This is a genomic window from Curtobacterium sp. PsM8 (assembly GCF_030433875.1).
In the GTDB taxonomy this organism is placed as follows: domain Bacteria; phylum Actinomycetota; class Actinomycetes; order Actinomycetales; family Microbacteriaceae; genus Curtobacterium.
The window spans coordinates 32,012-52,046 of the sequence record NZ_JARUXD010000012.1; the positions used below are offsets into that span (position 1 = coordinate 32,012).

General features: G+C 69.7%; 17 protein-coding genes. 9 read left to right on the forward strand and 8 right to left on the reverse strand.

From position 1 onward, the window contains the following. Positions 1 to 94: 94 nt before the first annotated feature. The 4 genes from QCD68_RS04475 (at position 95) to QCD68_RS04490 (ending at position 5,621) form a co-directional block, all read left to right on the forward strand. Positions 95 to 1,138 (forward strand): acyltransferase family protein, encoded by a 1,044-nt coding sequence (locus QCD68_RS04475; protein ID WP_301222166.1) that lies wholly within the window; start codon positions 95 to 97, stop codon positions 1,136 to 1,138. A gap of 128 nt (positions 1,139 to 1,266) precedes the next feature. Continuing rightward, a complete protein-coding gene (locus QCD68_RS04480; RefSeq protein WP_301222167.1) occupies positions 1,267 to 2,721 on the forward strand; it encodes a hypothetical protein in 1,455 nt (484 codons plus the stop codon). A gap of 232 nt (positions 2,722 to 2,953) precedes the next feature. Then, positions 2,954 to 4,615, forward strand: a complete 1,662-nt coding sequence (locus tag QCD68_RS04485) for a DUF4012 domain-containing protein (protein ID WP_301222168.1) — start codon at positions 2,954 to 2,956, stop codon at positions 4,613 to 4,615. Positions 4,616 to 5,063: 448 nt separating this feature from the next. Continuing rightward, complete coding sequence (locus QCD68_RS04490; protein ID WP_301222169.1) at positions 5,064 to 5,621, forward strand: hypothetical protein; 558 nt, start codon at positions 5,064 to 5,066, stop codon at positions 5,619 to 5,621. Between the two features lie 335 nt (positions 5,622 to 5,956). On the opposite strand, the gene QCD68_RS04495 is transcribed toward QCD68_RS04490, so the two are convergent. Both QCD68_RS04495 and QCD68_RS04500 read right to left on the reverse strand, forming a co-directional pair. Next, positions 5,957 to 6,298, reverse strand: a complete 342-nt coding sequence (locus QCD68_RS04495) for a hypothetical protein (RefSeq protein ID WP_253467108.1) — start codon at positions 6,296 to 6,298, stop codon at positions 5,957 to 5,959. After that, positions 6,295 to 7,455: a TRAFAC clade GTPase domain-containing protein gene (locus QCD68_RS04500; protein ID WP_301222170.1), complete on the reverse strand. Its 1,161-nt coding sequence runs from the start codon at positions 7,453 to 7,455 to the stop codon at positions 6,295 to 6,297. Before QCD68_RS04500 ends, QCD68_RS04495 begins: the two co-directional genes overlap by 4 nt. Positions 7,456 to 7,558: 103 nt before the next feature. Here QCD68_RS04500 and QCD68_RS04505 point away from each other — a divergent pair, with 103 nt between their 5' ends. Next, positions 7,559 to 7,891 (forward strand): hypothetical protein, encoded by a 333-nt coding sequence (locus tag QCD68_RS04505; protein ID WP_301222171.1) that lies wholly within the window; start codon positions 7,559 to 7,561, stop codon positions 7,889 to 7,891. A 13-nt stretch (positions 7,892 to 7,904) separates the two neighbouring features. Here the strand turns inward: QCD68_RS04505 and QCD68_RS04510 are convergent, their stop codons facing one another. Next, entirely contained in the window at positions 7,905 to 8,444 is a 540-nt protein-coding gene (locus tag QCD68_RS04510) for a VanZ family protein (RefSeq protein ID WP_301222172.1), read from the reverse strand. Positions 8,445 to 8,728: 284 nt separating this feature from the next. Between QCD68_RS04510 and QCD68_RS04515 the strand changes: the two genes are divergently transcribed. Further along, complete coding sequence (locus QCD68_RS04515) at positions 8,729 to 9,052, forward strand: hypothetical protein (protein WP_110904938.1); 324 nt, start codon at positions 8,729 to 8,731, stop codon at positions 9,050 to 9,052. A gap of 358 nt (positions 9,053 to 9,410) precedes the next feature. Next, a complete protein-coding gene (locus QCD68_RS04520; protein ID WP_301222173.1) occupies positions 9,411 to 16,217 on the forward strand; it encodes an Ig-like domain-containing protein in 6,807 nt (2,268 codons plus the stop codon). A 103-nt stretch (positions 16,218 to 16,320) separates the two neighbouring features. Here the strand turns inward: QCD68_RS04520 and QCD68_RS04525 are convergent, their stop codons facing one another. Further along, the gene (locus tag QCD68_RS04525; protein WP_301222174.1) at positions 16,321 to 16,860 is read right to left on the reverse strand and encodes a hypothetical protein; all 540 of its coding nucleotides are present in this window, start codon (positions 16,858 to 16,860) and stop codon (positions 16,321 to 16,323) included. Positions 16,861 to 16,956: 96 nt separating this feature from the next. Here QCD68_RS04525 and QCD68_RS04530 point away from each other — a divergent pair, with 96 nt between their 5' ends. Continuing rightward, positions 16,957 to 17,187: a hypothetical protein gene (locus tag QCD68_RS04530; protein ID WP_301222175.1), complete on the forward strand. Its 231-nt coding sequence runs from the start codon at positions 16,957 to 16,959 to the stop codon at positions 17,185 to 17,187. Between the two features lie 47 nt (positions 17,188 to 17,234). Here QCD68_RS04530 and QCD68_RS04535 read toward each other — a convergent pair whose 3' ends face one another. Beyond that, entirely contained in the window at positions 17,235 to 17,792 is a 558-nt protein-coding gene (locus QCD68_RS04535; RefSeq protein WP_301222176.1) for a histidine phosphatase family protein, read from the reverse strand. A gap of 22 nt (positions 17,793 to 17,814) precedes the next feature. On the opposite strand from QCD68_RS04535, the gene QCD68_RS04540 reads away from it, so the two are divergent. Continuing rightward, a complete protein-coding gene (locus QCD68_RS04540) occupies positions 17,815 to 18,294 on the forward strand; it encodes a GNAT family N-acetyltransferase (protein WP_301222177.1) in 480 nt (159 codons plus the stop codon). A 39-nt stretch (positions 18,295 to 18,333) separates the two neighbouring features. On the opposite strand, the gene QCD68_RS04545 is transcribed toward QCD68_RS04540, so the two are convergent. The 3 genes from QCD68_RS04545 to QCD68_RS04555 all read right to left on the reverse strand — a co-directional run bounded on the left by QCD68_RS04545 (position 18,334) and on the right by QCD68_RS04555 (position 20,035). Beyond that, complete coding sequence (locus QCD68_RS04545; protein ID WP_301222178.1) at positions 18,334 to 18,912, reverse strand: NADPH-dependent FMN reductase; 579 nt, start codon at positions 18,910 to 18,912, stop codon at positions 18,334 to 18,336. A 25-nt stretch (positions 18,913 to 18,937) separates the two neighbouring features. Next, positions 18,938 to 19,114, reverse strand: a complete 177-nt coding sequence (locus QCD68_RS04550; protein WP_301222179.1) for a hypothetical protein — start codon at positions 19,112 to 19,114, stop codon at positions 18,938 to 18,940. A gap of 99 nt (positions 19,115 to 19,213) precedes the next feature. Beyond that, positions 19,214 to 20,035, reverse strand: coding sequence for an ornithine carbamoyltransferase (locus QCD68_RS04555; RefSeq protein WP_301222180.1), 822 nt, complete (start codon positions 20,033 to 20,035; stop codon positions 19,214 to 19,216).

Genomic DNA, 20,035 nt, shown 5'->3' on the forward strand with positions numbered 1-20,035 from the left:
TTGCCCATGTAAGGCACTGCTCGTACTGCGTTGGGGAGGATTTCACGCGCGACATCTGTTGCCGCGAGGCGTGACGCCCGTCAGGATGTGACGCGTGAACAGCTTCGGCCAGTACGAGCGCACGCGCTACTTCCCTCAGCTCGACGGCCTCCGAGCAGTCAGCATCCTCCTCGTGCTGACAATCCATTCTCATGTCACGCAACTGCGTGTTCTGAACGGCTACATCGGTGTGACCGTGTTCTTCGTTCTGAGCGGCTTCCTCATCACGACGCTGCTTCTGCGTGAGTCGGACCTGCAAGGGCGGGTGTCGTTGCGGAACTTCTACATTCGCCGCGCGTTCCGCATCTTCCCGCTCTACTACCTCGTCTTGGGCGCGAACATCGTCGCGGTGGCTGCAGGCTTCGCCGACAATCCAGGAGACTTCGGCCAGCGCCTTGTCTTGTTCCTGACCTACCTCAACGAGTTCGCCAGCCCCGGGACCTTCGGGCACAGCTGGTCCCTCGCCATCGAGGAGAAGTTCTACTTCGTCTGGCCGCTGCTTGCTTTCGCGGTGCCGGCGGTGTGGCGGTGGCGCCCGTGGGTGGCTGCTGCGCTCGTGGTGCTCTGCACTTCTGCAGGTCTCGTGGGCGGATACCTCGGGACGTACGCACCGATCGTCTTCGGCTGCGTGATGGCACTCGCGCTCCACAACCCTCAGAGTCACAGGCTGGTGCGGCTTCTCGCCCGGCCACTACCCGGGGCCGTCCTCGGTGTCGTCGTGGTCACGGTTGGCTTGTTGTCACGAACCGACTCCCACATCCACCTCGCCTTCGGTGCGGCGGTCGCCCTCGTTCTACCCGTCCTGCTCATCGGGCCGGATGGTGCTCATGCATGGCTCCGTTGGTCGCCGCTCCGATTCGTCGGGCAGCGGGCGTACGCCATCTACCTCGTTCACCCGCTCGTAGGGAGTGTCATCGATTCAGTCCTCCCTACTGACACCGTGGTCTTGACGGTGGTGCACCTCGTCCTGATGTTTGCGGGCTCGCTGGTGGTCGCACACGTGCTCTTCATTCTCTGCGAGCGCCCGTTGATCGCCGTCGGTCGTCGACTGACTGGCTCTCGACGCGCTGTCGAAACTCTGCCCTCGACAACTCCGTAGGTCCCCGGGCACGAGGGGACCACCAGCAAGGGCGAGGCCGGAGTATCGCTCGGAGCGACCGACCGCATGTCATGATTACGATCAGACAGGGGGAGCGGGGCCTGTCCGGGGAGCGATAGGACGAGGACTTGCAGACACAGCAGATTGCGCGTGGTCGAGGTGTCGGCCGGCGAGTGCTCGAGAGCGTGCGAGTGAGTCAGCGGGCGATGTTCGCGGCGGTGGCCATCGTCGCGGTCGTAGGACTCGCAGGTGTCACGGTCACATCGACCCCTCTCATCGCGGTCGCCGTTGTGGCGCTCGCGGTAGCGATGTTCTTGCCGAAACCGACCTTCGCCGTTTCCCTGTTCTGGATCTTCCTGGTCCGGCCGGGCTACGAGCTGCTCCACATGACAATCGGTGGTGTGGCGGTCACCGAGATCGATCTGCTGCCGGTTCTCGCGCTCGCCGCAGTCCTGGCGATGCCGAGGAACGCGAAGGTCTCAGGAAAGAGAGTGACCGTCGGAACGGTGGCGCTGATCCTCGCGATGCCGGCATGGTTGACCCTGCGATTCATCGTCGTCCCGCCGTCCGGGCTGCTCCATGTGTCCCCGGTCGTCGACTACCGGAACATCACCATGTTCTGTGTGGTCGTTCCGATCTGGATCTACATCAACAAGCGTGGTTTCGCCGCTCTGTTCCGGCTGCTGATGGCCTGTGCGTACCTCGCCTGTGGGATCGCGATCTTAGCCTGGGTGTTGCTGATGTCGCACCTGGTGGCGCCCGCGAACACGACGTTGGTGTACTTCCACGCGATCAACGACGTCCGTCCGGGAGGCGAGCTGCTCGTCCTCGTGCTGGCTGTCGCACTTCTCGTCAAGCGGGCACCTCTGCTGCTCGGAAACAGACTCCTGTCGATGGTTGTCGTCGCCGCTGAGTTCGCCGTGAGCCAGACTCTGTCGATGGTCATCGCCGCCGTCGTGGGCTTCGTGTTCTTCACGGTCCTGTTCCGCGGCGCCAGATCTACGGGGCGGGTCCTGGCTGCTTTGGTCGTACTCGTGCTCTTTGGTGGTGTCGCTGTGGGGGGAGTCGCCGCTGGATCGAGGTTCGACCTGGGCGAGCGGCTCGGGGAATCCTCGGCGCAGTATCGCGCGACCGAGTTCTCCCAGCTGACCGCGGCGGTGACGCAGTCTCCGGCGAATCTCGTACTCGGCGAAGGCCCGGGCTCGGCGCTTGCCGTGAAGAACGTCTACTCCGGCGTCGTCGAGATCAAACGGGACACGCACAACACCTACGGGAACATCACGCTCAAGGGGGGGTTGATCGCCCTTGCGCTCTTCCTCCTTCCTCTCGGTATTGGGCTGAGGAGACTTCTCAAGACAAAGAACGAGGACGACTTGCGACTCGCCGCCTCCCTCGTTGCGGTGGCGGTCCTCACCGTCACTGTCCCTTTTGTCTGGACGGCCGCCGGCTTGAGTGCGCTCGTTGCTCTGCTGTTCGGTGCCCTTCAACCACCTGAGTCGCCGGTAATCGACACCACGAGGGTTGCTTCGCGCTCCGCGGCTCTCAAGCGAGGCAGCCCCTTGACACCTGTCACGCGGGCGTGAGTGCTGATCTGACGAACACCCGACGTGGTGTGAACATCGACGCCGTTGGATACGGCCCAACTAGGCTTACCCCATGTCCGACCAGCCCGAGTCGGGACGCACTGCAGCACGTCGGGGGTCTCGCCCCCACGTTTTTCTGTGGGTCGTCCTCGCCCTCGTCTTCCTGCTGATCTTCGCCGTCGCGTGGGTGGGCATCCGTGGTGTGCTGGCGAAGGGGCACCTCGAACGCGCCGTGGGTGACGTCAACACGCTGCGATCGCAGCTCACCGGCGGCGACACTGCTGCGGTGCAGGGGACTGCCAAGCACCTGCAGGACGAAGCGGGCGCTGCCCGCTCGCTGACCGGCGACCCGATCTGGGGCGCCTCGCAGTACATACCGTTCTTCGGGACGAACCTGCGAGCCGTGCGACAGGTGTCCGTCGTTGTCGATGACGTTGCCCGGAACGCCGTCACGCCGGTGTCAGGCGTTGTCGGGAAGTTCAGCACCGACAGTTTCGCGCCCAAGAACGGCAAGATCGATCTGCAGCCGATCGAGGACGCCCAACCAGCGGTCGCGAAGGCGACTTCGACCTTGCAGCGGGCCGAGCGTGATGCGCAGGCGATCGACACGAGCGCCACGCTGTCGCCCGTGACCACAGCGGTCGGGCAGCTGCGAAACGCGCTGCAGTCGGCCTCGGCCCAAGCCGGGACCGCCAACCGCATCGTTCAGCTCGCCCCGGCGATGCTCGGTCACGACGGCGACCGGAACTACCTGCTGTTGTTCCAGAACAACGCCGAGCTGCGCGCAGGCGGGGGAATCCCGGGCGCCGTCGCGCGCCTGCAGGTCGATGATGGGCACATCAGTCTGGCAGCACAGGCATCGAGCACGGACTTCGGGAAGTTCGATCAGCCCGTCTTGCCGCTGGACAAGGACACGAAGAGCCTGTACGGATCGATCACCGGCGAGTACATCCAGGACGTCACACTGACCCCGCGGTTCGACGTGTCAGCGAAGCTGGCGCGGGAGATGTGGAAGCAGAAGTTCGGCGAGCAGGTCGACGGGGTCCTTGCCATCGACCCTGTCACGCTGAGCTACATCCTGCGGGCGACCGGGCCGGTGCAGCTGCCGATCGGCGAGACGCTGACGTCGGACAACGCTGTCAAGCTTCTGCTCAACGAGGCCTACAGCAAGTACCCGGACCCGAAGGTGCAGGACGCGTTCTTCGCTTCGGCAGCGAGTTCGGTGTTCGAGAAGGTGTCGAGCGGCACGTTCGACACCAAGCAGTTCATCGGCGCACTGATGCAGGGCACGAACGAGGGCCGGCTGCGACTATGGAGCGCAGACAGCGGCGAGCAGAAGTTGATCGACGGAACACCCGTGTCCGGCGCCTTGCCGAGCGCGTCGAGGGCCACGCGCCAGTTCGGTGTCTACCTGAACGACGGCACCGGCTCCAAGATGGACTACTACCTCGACAAGACGGTGTCCGTCGGCGCATCGGTCTGCCGTAAGGACGGGCGCCCCACGTCCGTGGTCCAGGTCACGCTGAAGAACACGGCACCCGCCGATGCGGCCACGAGCCTGCCTGAGTACGTCACCGGCGGAGGGGACCACGGGACCGAGCCAGGCAAGATCAAGACGCTCGTTGCGGTCTACGCACCGTCGAATGCGATCTACCTCGGTGCGTCCCAGGACGGCAAAGCCGCTGGCCTCCAGACCACGGTCGACGGCGACCACCCGGTCGCGCAGTTGCGCACGCTTCTCGCTCCCGGGCAGAGCACCACGTTCCGAGTGGCGTTCCTCGGCGAGGCCAAGTACGCGAAGGCCGGTGTGGAGGTGGAGTCGACTCCGGGGGTGCGGGAGTCGAAGGTCCAGCCGCTGCAGTTCGACTGCGCGAAGCCGGTCCCGGTCGGCTGAGCCGACCGGCGACGACCGCATCGCGAACTGTAGGGGCAGAAGACGCGGTCTCAAGTGCAGGTCTGTTCGGTGAGTCGCCGCATACCGCGGTGCGGCGAGACCCCCACTCTGGGGGGTCAGGATGAACCTGAATGCCCCTCAAGCCTTCCCACCTGGCGGCAATACCTTCGCATTCGACGCGCGACGCCCGCGCTGACCTGGGATTTCCGTCCGTCAGGGCTCGGGTCTGGCGCCTTCCTGCCTCGCTGCAGCACGCAGCCTGAGAGCGAATCCAGCCCGAGTTCACGCATTCGTTGCACAAAGGGTGGCAACAGACTGTGAAACTCCGCTAGATTGAGGGAACTTCGCCAATCGCACTCGCCATCACTGGTCGTGGGGGATTGACATCTGCGGAGGCAGGGCTCTGGTATCAGGGTCTGTCAGATCAGATCACTAGGGGAACTACTTCATGAAGAAGCTCATCGCCGCGGTCGTGCTGGCTGGCGCCGCACTGCTCGCAACTCCGGCCGCCGCCAACGCCGCTGGTTACGCACCCGACTCGAACGTGTCCATCTCGGGCAACTACGTCGCCGGTGGCGTCGTCGTCGTCAACTTCAGCCCGGGCGCGTTCCAGAACAACGAGACCGTCAACGTGCAGATCACCGGTGCCGGTGTCTCCTCCGCGACCCTCGGCGCTCTGCCCGTGACCACCGTCTCGAAGGCGTACAGCGCCGCCGCCGACGGCTCCCTCCCCGTCCGCGTCACCCTCCCCGTGGGTGGCTCGGGTTCCTACAACCTGACCGCCACCGGCGCCACCTCCGGTGTCGTCGGCGTCGCGTCCTTCACCCTCGCGCCGGCTGACGCCGCTGCGGTCGCTGCGGGTTCGAACGGCACCAACGGTTCCCTCGCATTCACCGGTTCGACCGTCTCCGCCCTGGCCCTCTGGGTCGCCGGTGGCGCAGTCGTCCTCGGTGGCGGCCTGCTCGTCGTGCGCGGCTCGGTCCGTCGCCAGCGCGAGACCGTCTGAGCTTCAGCTCACTGAACGAAACCCCCGGGGCCGAGAGGCCCCGGGGGTTTCGTCGTTCGTGGGGCGTGAGTCAGGTCACGACGAGCAGGACGGCGACCACGCCGATGACGGCGAGCGGTGCGACCACCCAGAGCCACCACGGAAAGGCAGACGGACGGCGGTATTGGTGGGACTTGCGATTCGGGTTCACGTGCTGACCGTAGGGCTGTGCGATGTCCGCCACCACGCTGGCTGCGTGACCCGACAGTGCATCTCGGCGGATTCGCGGCTTCCCGTAACACGGACGTCGTCGCCGACCTCGCGGTGTCCTCCACAGCGAGGACAAGCCCGCAGGATCAGTCGCGCGGAGCCTTCGGCAGCTCCCACACCTCCGCGTACCGCTCGCGCACCAGCGGCCAGACCTGCTCGACCGCGTCCTCGACCGAGCGCACCGAGTCGCTCAGCGGTGGGGTGAGCACGAACTCGTGGGGGATCGGTCGCCCGGAGCGGTCCTGCCGTCCCTCGGGGTCGGGGAACCGCACGGCGAGCATCCCGGTCCGTCGACGGATCGTGGCCGGCACGTCCCGGACGCCGGCGAAGGCCTCTTCGTAGCGGGCCAGGGGGTCCTGCCCGGGCTGCTCGGTCGCCAGGAAGCGGAAGCCCCACGTGCGACCGCGGGTGGCCCAGATGAAGCTCATGCGTCGTCTCCCCGGCGGAGCACCCGGTCGTCGACCCCGCGCTCCAGGTCCTCGGCGAAGCGGGCGAGCACCCGGGTGGTGAACTCGCGTTCGGCTTCGGCCTGGTCCTTGACCTTCGCCACCTTCTTGGCGGCGAAGCTGACGGCCTTCGAGCCGAGGCCGCCGCCGATCATGCTGACGGCAGCGCCGACGAGGTTCGACTTCACGAACTTCGACGTGCCGAGGAACCCGACGACGGGTCCGACGAACTTCAGCAGCTGCTCGGCGACCTGGGCACCGCGCTGCCTGGTGGAGGCCCACTTGGCGAATCGCTCGAACGGCAGCATCGCGGTCATCGGCAGCAGTAGGTCGACGCCGGTGCGGGTGGTGACGTCGATCGCGCCGGGCGTGAACTTGGCGGAGGACAGCAGCAGGAAGTCCTCGCCCACGTCGAGCGCGTCCGGGTCCTCGACGAAGCTCTGCAGCACGCTCCGCAGTTCATCGAGCTCCCCGCCGGCCTTGCCGATGACGAGCTCGCGGAACTCCTCGACGTCCAGGTCGGGCAGCAGGTCGGCCTTCGACAGCGCGAGGGTCCAGATGCGGGGGAACCGGGCCAGGCGCTTGCCGTCCTCGAGCACGTCGTCCCGCAGAGCGTAGAGACCGGTGTGGAAGTCGGTGAGCAGGGCTTTGAGGTAGCGCTCCTCTTCGCCGGCGTTCTCGGCGAGCAGCTGGCCGTCGACGAGTACGACGGCGACGTCCGCGCTGAGCAGGGACCGGAAGGTCTCGACGCGTCGGGCTTCCTCGTCGGCGGAGCTCGGGTCCTCCTCGAACCACTCGCCGGGGTAGTCGTGCCACACGATGCCCAGGGGCTTCGCCGCCTTCTGCTTCGACCGGCCCTTCGGCAGGTCGTCCGCCGACGGTTCGATGACGAACCGGTACGACGTCGCGCTGAACCGGTTCGCGCTCGGGACGGTGGAGCTGTCCCGCATCCCCAGGTAGTTGCGGTGCAGGGCCCGGCCCTGCGCGCGGTCCTCGGCAGTGACGGCGTACCGGTTCGCACGCCGGACCTTCGGCTCCTGTGCGGCGCCGTAGAACGACGAGAGCAGGACGGTCTTCCCGCTGCCACTGCCTCCGAAGACGGCGATGTGCTGTTCCATCGTGGTGCTGGTCGAGGCCATGATCCGACCGTAGGCGCGTGCACCTGCGCGCTCCGCCCGCCACCCCGGACCTGAGCAACCACGAAGGATAGGGTTGACGAAAGCTCGACGACGGGGGACGCAGATGCAGACCAAGCACGTGATGGGGGCCGCCCTCGGGGCAGTGGTGCTCGCGACGACACTGGCGGGGTGCACGGCCTCGGCGTCGGTGTACCGCACGGTCAGTCCGGAGAGCTTCGAGTCGACGGTGGTCAAGGCGCTGCAGAAGACCTCCGACGCCACCCCGGAGGTCGACTGCGGCAATGAGCAGATCGCGCTGAAGGACGGCGACCAGGTGCACTGCGACGTCAACGCGAAGGGGTACGACGTGGTCTACGACTCCGTCGTGACGATCAGCGCGAAGAGCACCAAGACCTACAGCGTGCACGTCGAGGTCGACGAGCAACCGAAGTCGTGACCGACCAGCAGCGCTAGGCCCGCCGCCGCGCCGCCGCCCCGAGCAGCACGACCCCGAGCACCGCTCCGAGGACCGCACCCATCGTGTTCGCGACGACGTCGTCGATGGTCGCGAACCGTGCCGGCAGGAACAGCGCCTGCCCGGTCTCGATCGTGGCGCTGACGAGCAGCCCCGCCCCCGCGCCGGCCCACCACCAGCGGGCCCCGGCGAGCAGGACCACGAGCAGCCCCAGCGGCACGAAGAACGCCACGTTCGCCAGCGACTCGATCATGTCGTAGCCGAACCAGCTCGGCGCCCCGCGCCGTTGGGCAGCGGCGACCAGCCGGATGATCAGGGGGTACGCGCCGGAGTCGACGGGGGTGCCCCAGAAGCCGATGAGGACCACGCCCACTCCGTACGCGACGGCCAGCCCGCCGGCGACGCGGCGACTGCGGCCGGTCGCGTGAGCACTCGTGCCGCCACGGCGGCGGAGCGCGCGTCCGGAGGCGACCACCCGTCGGACCGCAGCCGACGTCACGTCGCGCACGTCGGGCTCGGGTCGGTCGGGGGTCACGGGAGCGACGCTACCGGGGCGGGCCTCCAGAGCGGATCCACCGCTCGGCGGACCACCGGACGGGAGGCCCGACCCACCCACCTGGATTCCGTCCAGAAAGCGAGTACCCCGGTTTGTCCCCTGTACCCCGGAAACGTGACGTTCCGTCCCGGTTTTCCGGGGTTCGATACCGGAGCGGATCAGGAGAACCCGTGAATCGACGCGGTTGGCTGGTGAGGGAACCGGTGCGCGCCGTAGCGTTGTCCCGCAAGCAGATGTACCCCAGAACGTGAAGGAGCAGGGCCATGACGATCATCAGCCACGACGTGCACCAGGTCGAGGTGACGCTGGACACCGACACGGTGGACACGATCGCCGTCCTCGAAGCCCAGGTGGCCCACACTCCTTCCCGCGCCTCCCTCTCGTGGGCCGAGGTCGAACCCGGCCTCTGGTCCGCCAACTACGGCGGCTACTTCGGTGGCACGGTCGACAAGCGCGACGGGCACTACTTCGTGTCCGACACGTTCGGCCAGTACGTCGGGGACTTCCGCTCGCTGGAGGACGCACAGTCGCGTCTCGCCGAGCGTCTGCACATCGTGCTCCCGTCCGTCATCCGCCCGGTCGACTGACCGGCTTCGACGGACTGATAACGGTCACCCGACCACGAGGGATCGAGCGCAGCAGCGAAGCACCACCCGGAGCATGACCTCCGGAACAGCATGACCGAGGCCCCGCCGGAACACCGGCGGGGCTTTGACGTTCCTCGGACAATCGGCTTCGCCCGGCACGTCCGGACGGGGCCGGAACTGTCCCCAGTGTGGGGGTGTGTACCCCGAATTCCCGGGAGAGGTCCCCCCTACTGGGGACCTCTCATGTCCCCGTGCGTGATCGGCCCACTGCCAGGATCGGGCTCGGCGTGAACGGTCGTTCTCCGATTCCCTCGGGTCCTCGAGCGCCAGGTTCGCTGTCTCGACCCGAAAGTGACTCATGCTGCCTGCTCCCCAGGGCACCGCCCTGCCTCGCCGCGCGTTCGGCCTCCGCCCCCTCGCCATGCTCGGCGCCGTGCTGCTCGTCGGCGCCGGCCTGAGTGCCGCCGCCGTGGTCTCCGCCGCCCCCGCCTCCGCCGCGGTGCAGGCGACGCAGGACAGCCACTTCGTCTGCGACCAGAACACGCTGTACGCGACGAACAGCGCAGGCAAGGTCGTCGCGATCGACATCACGACGGGTGCGAGCAAGGGCACGACGGTCGACGTGGCCGACCTCGGCACGGGCGCGAACAACGGCCTCGGGATCTCCCGCGAAGGCACGTCGATGTTCGCGGCCGGCAACAACACCACCGCCACGCTGCGGTCCTTCGACCCGAAGACGAACACCGCCTCCGCCCCGGTGACGACCGACAAGGTGCGCTCGGTCATTCGTGGTGCGGTCAACCCGGTCACCGGCATCTACTACTACGGCGACAACACCGGCGCGCTGCTGGCCTACGACCCGGCGACCGGCAAGGCCATCGGGCAGGTCGGGCAGATCAACGGCCTGAAGTCCGGCAACGGCGACTTCGCGTTCAGTTCCCGCGGCCTGTTCTTCGTCGTCGCGGCCGACAAGGTGTACCGCGTCGACACCGAGACCGTCCCCACCACGGCGGGCACCACGGCGCTGACCACCACCGAGATCGCCACGCTGCCGTCCGGCACGAACAGCCCGGGCATCGCGTTCTCGTCCGACGGTTACCTCTACGTCTCGAACTCGGTCACGACCGGCACCGCGCCGAACACCACCGCGACGACGACGCTGATGCAGCTCGACCCCACGTCGGGCGCCCAGGTCCGGAGCTTCCCGGTCGTCGGCAACTACAACGCCAGCGACCTGGCCACCTGCAACTACGCCGACACCGTCACCGGCCGGGCGAGCGTCGACCAGCGGTGGAAGGCGACCGACCAGTTCGGTCTCGCGATCACCGGCGACGGCATCACCACGACGAGCAAGGGCACCAGCGCCAGCACCACCGGCAGCGCCACCGGCCTGCAGGACCAGAAGGCCGGCGCGATCCTCACCACGCCGGGCAAGAAGTACACGGTGACCCAGACCGCCGCCGGCACCACCGACCTGGCGAACTACACGACCACGTGGAAGGCGCTCGACGTCAACAGCGGCACCGCCGTGGCGGCCGGCACCGGGCAGACCGCGGCGTTCACGTTCCCGCAGGCCGTGGGCACCGACGGCACCGACGTCGTCGTCACGTTCACGAACACGCTCAAGCTCGTGCACGCCTCGACCACCGCCGACACGTACTCGACCCCGGTCGACACCACCCTCACGGTCCCGGCCGCTGGCGTGCTGGCGAACGACCGTGGCACCGGGCTGACGGTCACCAACCACACCGACCCGACCTCCGGCACGCTGACGATGAGCGCCACGGACGGCAGCTTCACGTACACACCGGACGCCGGGTCCTCGGGCACCGACCAGTTCGACTACACCGCGACCGACGGCAGCGGCCAGACCTCGACCAGTACGGTCACGATCACGGTCACCCCGACCGCCACCGACGACGCGTTCAGCGTGCACGCCGGCTCGACCGCCACCGCGGACGCCGCCCACGGCCTGCTCGCCAACGACCACGGCTCGCGCCTGAGCATCACCGGCAACACGACGCCGGCCCACGGTTCGGTGACCCTCGCGGCCGACGGCTCGTACACGTACACGCCGGACGACCGCTTCTCGGGCGCCGACAGCTTCACGTACACGGCGAAGGACGGCTCCCGCGCGACGATCACCGGCACCGTCAGCATCACCGTGCTGCCGACCGCGAAGGCCGACACCGTCACCGCGACCGCCGGTCAGACCACGACCGTCGCCGCTCCGGGACTGCTCGGCAACGACCTCGGCTCGGGCCTGACCGTCACGGACACCACGACGCCCGCGCACGGCACGGTCACGGTCGGCACGGACGGCACGACCACGTACACGCCGGCGCCGGGGTACTCCGGGCCGGACGGCTTCGACGTGACGATCACCGACGGCAACGGCGAGTCCGACACCGTCACCGTCACGGTCCGGGTCGCCCCGAAGGCCGTCGACGACACCGCGACCGTCGACGCCGGCAGCTCGGTCAGCACGACCACCCGTGCCACCGGCGTCCTGGGCAACGACTCCGGCACGGCCCTGACCATCACGAGCTCCACGGCACCGGGCCACGGCACGCTGGTGCTCGACGCCACCGCCGGCACGTACACGTACACGCCGACCGCGGGCTTCTCCGGGACGGACCGCTTCGACTACTCGGCGACCGACGGGTCCGGTGCGGCGACGTCCGCCACGGTGACGATCACGGTCCGCCCCGTGGCCACCGCCGACACCGCGACCACGCCCGCCGACCACCCGGTCGTCATCGACGTGCAGGCGAACGACTCCGGCACCGGCCTGACCACCACGGTCGCCGGCCAGCCCCAGCACGGCACGGTCGCGGTCGCCACCGACGGCACCGTGCAGTACACGCCCGCCGTCGGCACCTCGGGGACGGACTCCTTCACCTACACGGTGACCGACGCCGCGGGGAGCACGACCGCCCCGGTGACCGTCACCGTGACCGTGACCCCGGTCGCGAACGGTGATGCCGCATCCGCGCAGGCCACGAAGACCCTGACGATCCCGGCCGCGACCCTGCTCGGCAACGACTCCGGCACCGGCCTGACCGTCACGAAGGCCACCGGGACGTCGCACGCCGACGTGACACTCGGCACGGACGGCACGATCACGTACGCCGCCAAGCCCGGCTTCTCGGGGACCGACACCGTCACGTACACGGTGACCGATGCCTCCGGGCAGTCGACCACCGCGACGATCACGGTCGTCGTCGGGCCGATGGCGAAGGCCGACACCGCGACCGCCACCGCCGGCACGACCCTGACCGTGGCCACGGCCGACGGCGTGCTCGCCAACGACCAGGGTTCCGACCTCCGGGCGAGGACCGACCGTGCGCCGGCGAACGGCACGCTCGACCTGCACGCCGACGGCTCGTACACCTACACGCCGGCCGACGGGTTCTCCGGCACGGACACCTTCACCTACACGGCGACCGACGGCTCCGGCGGGAAGTCCACCGGGCTCGTCACCGTGACCGTGCGACCGAACGCACAGGACGACCGCCTCACCACGACGGCCGGCACGCCGCTCGTCGTCACCGCGGGCACCCTCACCGGCAACGACGCCGGCACCGGCCTGACCGTCACCGCGGTCACCGACGGTGCGCACACCACCGTCGTCCTCGGCGCCGACGGCTCGATCACCATCACCCCGGCCGACGGGACCTCGGGCACCGACTCGTTCTCCTACACGGTGACCGACGCCACCGGGAACACCAGCACCGCCACCGTCCGTGTCCTCGTCGCCCCGGTCGCGACCGATGACGCCGGCACCGTCCGTGCGGGGGAGACCCTCACCCGCACGACCCCCGCCACCGGGGTTCTCGGCAACGACCACGGCACCGGCCTGACCATCACCCGGCACACCGAGCCGGGCCACGGCGTCCTGGTGCTCGACGACGCCACCGGCGCGGTGAAGTACACGCCCGTCGACGGGTTCTCCGGCGACGACTCGTTCACCTACACGGTGACCGACACCTCCGGCACACCCGCCACCGCCACGATGACGCTCGTCGTCACGCCGGCGACCGCGGGTGACCGGGCGACGACCTCGGCGAACTGGCCCGTCACGATCGACGTCCAGGCGAACGACTCCGGCGTCGGCCTGCACACCGAGCTCGTCGGGGCGCCCGCACACGGCAGCGTCGTCCTCGAGCGGGACGGCACGGTCACCTACGCACCGGCTGCCGGGACCTCGGGGACGGACACGTTCACCTACCGGGTGACGGACGCCAGTGGACGCCCGAGCGGGCTGTCGACGGTGACCGTCACGGTCCTCCCGGTCGCGATGACCGACACCGTCGGGACCGCAGCCGGCAAGCCCGTGTCGATCCCGGCGGCGACGCTGCTCGGCAACGACTCCGGCACCGGCCTGGCCGTGACGAAAGCGGGCGGTGCCGACCACGGCGACGTCACCCTCGGCACGGACGGCACGGTCCGCTACACGCCGACGCCCGGCTTCTCGGGGACCGACACGATCACGTACACGGTGACCGATGCCTCCAGCCAGTCCGCCACCGCGACCGTCATCGTCGTCGTCGGCCCGATGGCGGCGCCCGACACCGTGACCGCGACGGCCGGGTCCACGCGCACCGTCGCGGAGGGTGACGGCGTCCTGGCGAACGACCGTGGCACCGGCCTGACCGCGACCGTCGACCAGGTGCCCGCACACGGCACCCTCGACCTGCACGCCGACGGTTCGTACTCGTACACGCCGGCCGACGGGTTCTCCGGCACCGACCGCGCCACCTACACGGCGACCGACGGCGCGGGCGCGAAGGCGACCGGCACCGTCACGATCACCGTGCGACCCGCTGCCGGCGACGACACCCGCACCACCACCGCCGGGCTGCCGGTCACCGCGACCTCGGCCGCGCTGACCGCCAACGACACCGGCACCGGCGTGCACGTCACCGACGTCACCGACGGCGCGCACGGCACCGCCACGGTCGACGTCGACGGCACCGTCACCTACGTCCCCACCGCCGGCTGGTCCGGCACGGACACCGTCACGGTCACCGTGACCGACGCGATCGGCAGCACCGCGACCAGCACCCTCACCATCACGGTGATCCCGGTGCTCGCCGTGCCCGACGCCACCGCCACCGCGGACGGCCAGCTCGTCGTCCCCGCCGGACAGGGCGTCCTCACCGGCTCCACCGGCACCGACCTCGAGGTCACCGGCCACGGCACCCCCGACCACGGCACCGTCGAGGTCGGCAAGGACGGCTCGTACACGTACACCCCCGCGCCGGGGTACTCCGGCCCGGACGGGTTCGACGTGACCGTCACCGACGGCAGCGGCGGCACCACCACCGGCACCGTGACGATCACCGTCGCCCCGAAGGCCGTCGACGACACCGCCACCACGACGGCCGGCAGCCCGGTCGCCGTCCCCGTCACGGGCAACGACTCGGGCACCAGCCTGCGCGTCACCGGTGTCGGCACGGCCGCGCACGGAACGGTGAGCACCACCGGCGCCGGGACCGTCACGTACGTCCCGGCGGCCGGGTCCTCCGGCACGGACACGTTCCGGTACACCGTCGTCGACCCGACCGGAGGCACCGCCTCGGCGACCGTCACCGTCACGGTCACCCCGACGGCCACGGCCGACGTCCTCCGCACCGCCGGTGGCCAGGCGCTCACCATCGCCGGTCGCACCCTCACCGGCAACGACTCCGGCACCGGCCTCACCGTCACCGGACACGGCGACGCCCGACACGGCACCGTCACCACCGGCACCGACGGCGGACTCGTCTACAGGCCGGCCGCCGGGTCCTCCGGCACCGACCGCTTCACCTACACGGTGACCGACGCCGCCGGGCAGACGACGACGGCCACCGTCACCGTCCTGGTCGGCGCCGTCGCGGTCGACGACTGGAGCACCACGACCACCAACGGCACCCTCCGGATGGCCCGCACGCACGGCGTCCTGTCCGACGACTCCGGCACCGGACTCTGGGCCTCGGTCGACCTCCACCCGCAGCACGGCACGCTCCGGCTCGCGAAGGACGGGTCGTACGTGTACGCCCCGGCCGCGAACTGGTCCGGCCGCGACTGGTTCACCTACACGGCACACGACGCCGAGGAGAACACCGCCGTCGCCCTGGTCGCGATCGACGTCACCCCGACCGCGACCGCCGACACCGCCCGTACCACCGCGGGCACCGCCGTCACCGTCCGCGGACCCGGCGTGCTCGGCAACGACCGCGGCACCACGCTACGGGTCCTGTCCGTCGGCACGGCCGCCCACGGCACCGCGACCATCGCCGCCGACGGCACCTTCGTCTACACGCCGGCCGCCGGGTTCTCCGGCACCGACACCGTGCCGTACACGGTGCGGGACGCCAGCGGGCAGACCGTCGACACCAGCGTCACCGTGACCGTCGGCATCGCCGCGGCCGACGACACCGGCCGCACGATCGCCGGGACGGCGCTCGCCGTCGACGCCCGCCACGGGCTGCTCCGCAACGACTCGGGCACCGGGCTCACCACGACCCTCGCCCGCACGGCGGCACACGGCACCGTCCGCGTGCAGCCCGACGGGTCGTACGTCTACACGCCGGCCGCCCGGTTCACCGGACGGGACACGTTCACGTACACGGTGACCGACGCCTCCGGGCAGACCACCCGTGCGACCGCGACCATCACGGTCGTCGCCGCGGCGGTCGCCACCGACGACCGGGGCACCGGCCGGACCGGACGCACCGTCACCGTCGAGCCGCTCGACAACGACAGCCCGACCGGTGGTGCGACGTTCGACACCGACACGCTGCACCTGGTCGACCCCGCCACCGGGCACATGACCGACCGGGTCACCGTGCGCGGCTCGGGTAGCTGGCACGTGGAGGACGGGGTCGTCACCTTCACGCCCGCCCGCGGCTTCCACGGCACCGAGAAGGTCGACTACACCGTGCAGGACAGCGCCGGGCAGGTCGTCACCGCGACGATCACCGTCACCTACCCGGTCGGGATCGCAGCCGTCGCCCACGTGGCGCAGCTCGCCTTCACCGGCAGCACGGGCCTGGCAGGGCTCGGGCTCGGGGCGCTCGCACTGCTGCTGGCCGGGGCAGCGCTGCTGCTCCGACGGCGGATGCTGGCCGACGGATCGGTCGAGGAGACCGGGCCGATCGGACCGCGCCGGCGCCGGTAGGCGTCGTCCGGACATCCGTGACAGCCGGGAGGCCCGGATCACGTCAGCCGACCGGCTCACGTGATCCGGGCCTCCCGTCCGTGTGTGGCGCGGGCGCGGCCCGTCAGTCGGCGCGGAGCGTGTCGTTCTCATCGGACGCCACCGGCTCGATCGGGGTCCAGCCGTACCAGCGGCCGTCGACCTCGGTCGTGAGGCGGCCGTCGCCGCAGGTGACGAGGGACGTCGTCGGCAGCCGGTCGGGCAGGAAGCCCGCGGTCATCGCCGGCCCGCCCTTCGCGCCGTCGACCGACTTGCACGCGCTCGTGTCGACCCCGTCGGCCGACGTGAAGCCGATGACGTAGCCGGGCTTGCTCGTGTCGAGCCGGACGTCGATGTCCTTCGCATCCGCCGGCACCCACTTCGGCATGAACCAGGCGAGGTCCTCGGAGTTCGCCGTCGACGGGGCATCGGCGTAGGTGTCGAAGTGCTCCTGCTGCTCGGGCAGGTACGGCTTCACGACACTGCAGCCGGCGAGGGCCAGGACGATGACGCCCATGCCGAGGACGCCGACCGCGGAGGTGAGGGCCGAACGCTCGGATCGGGTGGTGGTCTGGGTGGTGTCGGCTGTGGTGTCGTTCGTGGTGCGGTACTGCGTCGAGGTCATGTGTCCATCGTCTCGGCGGTGTGCCTGCCCCAGAATGTGGCCACCTGCCGGAACGGGGTGGGGCTGACCCCCGGGTTGCCGGGCTACTGTGCCGGGATGGCTGACGACCCGATGCGCGCCCTGTTCTCGAGCGCGATGACCGCTGTTCCGGGCGGCGGCGACGCCGGACGGGCGGCCGGACTCGTGGGGCTCCTCGGGCTGCTGACCGCGCTCGTGTCGCTGGTCGGCGCCGTGGTGGTGGGGATCGGCGCTTTCGTCGTCGTGCTGGCACCGCTGGTGGTCGGGTTGGGTGTGGGGCTGCTGCCCGGCTTCACTCCGGGTCCCTGACCGGGGATCGCCGCCGTTCGATCCGTCGCGTCAGCCGACCCGCTGTTTCAGGCGATCCGTTGCCAGGTGGACAGTGCCTCCCAGCGCGTCGGGTCGAACCGGAACATGCTGCCCATGCCCGGCTGGTCGAGCTCGCGGATGATCGGGACCCGGGTGAGGCTCGCCAGCAGGAGCGCCCCGACCCCGCCGTGCGCCACGAACACGATCGACCGCTGCGGGGGCTCGGCGACGAGCTGACGGACCGCGTGCTCGACCCTGCGCTGGGCATCGACGGCCCGTTCCCATCCGCGGACCGACTCCAGGGGCCGGGCGAAGAACGCATCGACGGTCGGCTCGAACTCCTGCGGGTCGAGGTAGCCCGTGGCGCTGCGGTCCATCTCGCCCAGTCGCGCGTCGACTTCGGCGTCGAGCTGCCACGACCTGGCGAGCACCGCGGCGGTGTCGAGCGCCTTCCGCTCGGTGCTGCTGACCAGCCGCTCCGGCCGGGCCAGGACAGAAGCGGCACGTCCGGCGCGAGCAGCTCCCTGCGGTGACAGGCCCCAGTCCTCGATCGGCACGGCGGGGTCCACGACGACCTCGGGGTGGGTGGGGAACGTGCAGTGCATCCGACGACAGTACTGTCGGGGTGTGGTCCTCGTCGGTGGTCGAACCGTGCTCGGCGTCATCTCGCCGGAGCTCGCGCGCCGCATCGTCGCGCGTGACGAGCAGCCGGGGGACGACTGGCATCCGGAGTACCCGTTCGCGGACGAGCTCGACCCGCTGCGGTCGCTCGCGGCCGCATCGAGCACCGACCCGGTCTTCACCATGTACCTGGTCCGACGGCGATCGGACGGCTCGGCGGTCGGCGGCATCGGGTTCTTCGGGCCGCCGGACGGCACCGGGACCGTGGAGTTCGGGTACGGGCTCGTCCCGTCGGCCCGGGGCGCAGGAATCGCGACCGAGGCCGTCGAGCTGGCACTCCAGCATGCGGCCGACAACGGGGCACGGGCGGCCGTCGCGGACACCGACGTCGCGAACGTCGCCTCGCAGCGGGTCCTCGAGAAGAACGGCTTCGTCGAGGTCCGGCGCGGCGCAGCGCTCGTGTTCTACCGACGTGAGCTCGTCTGACGGACGGATGCCGCGCCTCCCGGCTGGTGCTCGTCGCCGTCAGACCTCCCAGTCCGACGAGTACGTCCTGCACTGCAGCAGTCGTGCCAGTTCGACGTGGACCGACACCGTCTTGTCGAGACGATCGGCGCGGTCCGGCCGCAGCTGGTCGCCGTCCCAGTCCCGCTCGGAGAAGTACGCCGTGTAGGGGTTCACGATGCACTTGAAGTCCAGCATCAATGACTGCGCGAGTGGTCCGGTCGCCATCGTGCTGTGCGGCAGACCGGCAGCGCAGACGAACGTGACGACCTTGTCGAACCATGCCGCGCGCCGACCTGCACCGGTCGCGCCGGTGGACTCGATGAGCGACTTCACCGTCGATGACGGCGCCCAGTTGTAGATCGGGAAGGCGAGGACGACGCCGTCCGCTTCGTCGATGACGCGGTGCACGGCGCTGAACTCGTCGCTGTCGAAGACACCGTCGTTGTCGAACGGCGGCAGCGAGACGTCCGCCAGATCGACGACCGTGCTCCGATGCCCCTGCGAGGAGATGGCGTCAGCCGTGTGCTCGGCGAGACGGCGACTCACGCTCGCCGGGTCGAGGCTGCAGGAGAAGACCGGGAGGTTCAGCGACGACACACGAGCACGGTACCGAAGCGACGGGTCATCCGACGCGACGGCTCCGCTGCCGTCGGACCTGCACGAGCATCACCATCAGCGCGAGCCCGATCAGCACCGGGATCCAGACCGATCCGGATGCGGCCGGTGCCACCACGACTCCGAGCACCAGGCAGATCCCCGCACAGACCGCGATGACGACGTCACTGGCTGTCCACTTCATGGTCGTCCCCTCGTTCGACTTCCTGACACGCTACGACTCTGCATCGTCGGTGTCACCCCGGGAGGCACACCGGCTTCGGCTGGTCGCACGGCTCTGGAATCATCCGAGGTCCAGACAGAGCGCCATGACGGCCTGCTGCACGGGGAGCAGCGGTCCCTTGAAGGCGTGCCCGACGAAGGCGGGGTGGTCGATCGCGTCGGCGCTCACCTCTCGGCCGCGGATGAACGGCGGGCAGGGCGCGAAGCGGACTCCGACCGGCGCCCGGTCGAGCAGTTCCGCGGTGACGCGGAACGGCGCGAGCGCGTCGGCATGACGGCCGGGTCCGTCGGTCAGGACCACGTCTGCTGACCGGACCGCAGCCTCCAGGTCGTCGGTCCAGACCGCACCCGGAGTCGCGAGCTCAGCGGGGCAGCACTGCACCAGGTCGAGCTGCAGGACGCGAGCGGCCTCTTGCCAGGCGCGGGCGATGTTGCCGTCCGCGCCCACGAAGAGGAAGCGGAGCGCGGTGATGTCGCCGTGTCGGCGCAGCGAGAACAGGTCGGCGAGCACCTCGCACGGATGGTTCTCGTCGGTCATCGCGTTCACGACGGGCAGCGCCTGTGCCGCGTCCAGCTGCTCGATGACCGCCAGGTCCGGGTGCCGGGCCACGACGATGTCGGCCCAAGGAGCCAGGTACTCGGCGACGTCCGCGAGCGCCTCCGGTTTGTCGAGCGTCGTGTCCGGGAACACGATCGGCTGCAAGCCCATCAGGGACGCTCCGCGTTCGAACGTCACACGCGTGCGCAGGCTCGTCGACGGGAAGAAGAGGACGGCTGCGCCCTGCGTCGTCGGACCGCGGCCCTGGTCGTAGGCGTCAGCGAGGGCGAAGACCGCTTCGACGTCGTCCGCCGACCAAGCGTCGAGGGTGGTGAGGGACCGCAT

Coding starts and splice junctions, on each gene's coding strand:
- QCD68_RS04490 (WP_301222169.1), top strand. CDS start 5,064: ATGAAGAAGCTCATCGCCGCGGTCGTGCTGGCTGGCGCCGCACTGCTC.
- QCD68_RS04495 (WP_253467108.1), bottom strand. CDS start 6,298: ATGAGCTTCATCTGGGCCACCCGCGGTCGCACGTGGGGCTTCCGCTTC.
- QCD68_RS04500 (WP_301222170.1), bottom strand. CDS start 7,455: ATGGCCTCGACCAGCACCACGATGGAACAGCACATCGCCGTCTTCGGA.
- QCD68_RS04505 (WP_301222171.1), top strand. CDS start 7,559: ATGCAGACCAAGCACGTGATGGGGGCCGCCCTCGGGGCAGTGGTGCTC.
- QCD68_RS04515 (WP_110904938.1), top strand. CDS start 8,729: ATGACGATCATCAGCCACGACGTGCACCAGGTCGAGGTGACGCTGGAC.
- QCD68_RS04520 (WP_301222173.1), top strand. CDS start 9,411: ATGCTGCCTGCTCCCCAGGGCACCGCCCTGCCTCGCCGCGCGTTCGGC.
- QCD68_RS04525 (WP_301222174.1), bottom strand. CDS start 16,860: ATGACCTCGACGCAGTACCGCACCACGAACGACACCACAGCCGACACC.
- QCD68_RS04530 (WP_301222175.1), top strand. CDS start 16,957: ATGGCTGACGACCCGATGCGCGCCCTGTTCTCGAGCGCGATGACCGCT.
- QCD68_RS04535 (WP_301222176.1), bottom strand. CDS start 17,792: ATGCACTGCACGTTCCCCACCCACCCCGAGGTCGTCGTGGACCCCGCC.
- QCD68_RS04550 (WP_301222179.1), bottom strand. CDS start 19,114: ATGAAGTGGACAGCCAGTGACGTCGTCATCGCGGTCTGTGCGGGGATC.
- QCD68_RS04555 (WP_301222180.1), bottom strand. CDS start 20,035: ATGCGGTCCCTCACCACCCTCGACGCTTGGTCGGCGGACGACGTCGAA.